Source organism: Streptomyces durbertensis (assembly GCF_014156695.1).
In the GTDB taxonomy this organism is placed as follows: domain Bacteria; phylum Actinomycetota; class Actinomycetes; order Streptomycetales; family Streptomycetaceae; genus Streptomyces; species Streptomyces durbertensis.
Genome location: NZ_WMLF01000821.1, coordinates 1 through 1,097, shown reverse-complemented (window position 1 = coordinate 1,097; position 1,097 = coordinate 1). Strand labels below are relative to the sequence as shown.

2 protein-coding genes are annotated in these 1,097 nt (G+C 74.4%); both read right to left on the bottom strand.

What is annotated here, in order from left to right; translation table 11 throughout:
• Positions 1–513: lysophospholipid acyltransferase family protein (locus GL263_RS27070; protein ID WP_182858364.1), on the bottom strand; the 513-nt coding region annotated here is incomplete at its 3' end.
• A 100-nt stretch (positions 514–613) separates the two neighbouring features.
• Positions 614–937 (bottom strand): hypothetical protein, encoded by a 324-nt coding sequence (locus GL263_RS27065; protein WP_182858363.1) that lies wholly within the window; start codon positions 935–937, stop codon positions 614–616.
• Positions 938–1,097 lie beyond the last annotated feature (160 nt).

Genomic DNA, 1,097 nt, shown 5'->3' with positions numbered 1-1,097 from the left:
GAGCGGGGCCGTGGCGAGGCCGGCGAGCTGCTTGGCGGTGCTGCCGGAGGTGAGGCGGCGGGCGCCGGACTGGCCGAGCGGGATCACCGGTGCGCCGGTGGTGCGGGCGAGGCGTGCGATGCCGCCCCGGAACGGTCGGGGCGGCTCCTCCGCCGCCCGGCGGTGGGACGGCAGTCCGCCCTCGCCGTAGATCAGTACGACGCGACCCTCGGCGAGGGCCGCCGCCGCGCCGTCGAGGGCCCGCGCGGCCCGGGCGTCGCGGCGGTGCACGGGGACGTAGCCCTCCCGCGTGAGCACGCGTCCCAGCAGCGGTACGCGCCACAGGCCGGCGGTCGCCAGCGCGACGGGCTCCACGCCGAGGCGGTACAGCGCCGCCAGCACGATCGCGGGGTCGCTCAGCGAGGTGTGGTTGGCGGCGACGATGCTGCCCGGCGCGAGCGCCGCGGCGGGATCGCGGCTGATCGTCAGGCGACCGAAGAGCGGCACGAGTGCACTCGCGGCACGACCGAGCATGGGGCTCTCCTCCTGCGGAGTGGTGGCGGGCCCGCCGGGGAGGCGGGCGAACGATCACCATCCTGGCCGCAGGCAGCGGGGAAGGGATGAGTACGGGTACTCAGTTCTGCGGGGGGCCGTGCTCGGGCGTGACCTGGGCGTGGTCGGGGTACGAGGGCGTCGGGTTGCTGTTCTCGTCGATCAGGTCGTCCACGCCGAGAGCTCGGGCCAGCCGTGCCAGCTCGGCCCTCTGTCCGTCGTCCAGCGTGATGCGGAAGGCCGCGATGATGTGGCAGAGGTCGTCCACCGCCGAGTCGGGTTCTCCGTTGCTCGCCAGGCTGACCGCCGAGGCGAGGGCGCCGCGGGCCGCCGCCCCGGCCTCGCCCATGCCGCCCAGTTCGCGTGCGAGGGAGAGGACGGCGGGTACATGCTCGTCGTCTGTCATTCCGGGGCTTTCGGGGGTCGTAGTGGGGAGGCTCGGTCGTCGGCGTGGTCGACTACGAGAGGGACGGCGCCAAGTGGCGTTCAGAGTACGAGTGGTGGCGAGCGGCTGTTCCTCCGGGCGGTGGTTGTCCGTAGGGTGGGGCGGGGGAATCGGCCTGTGA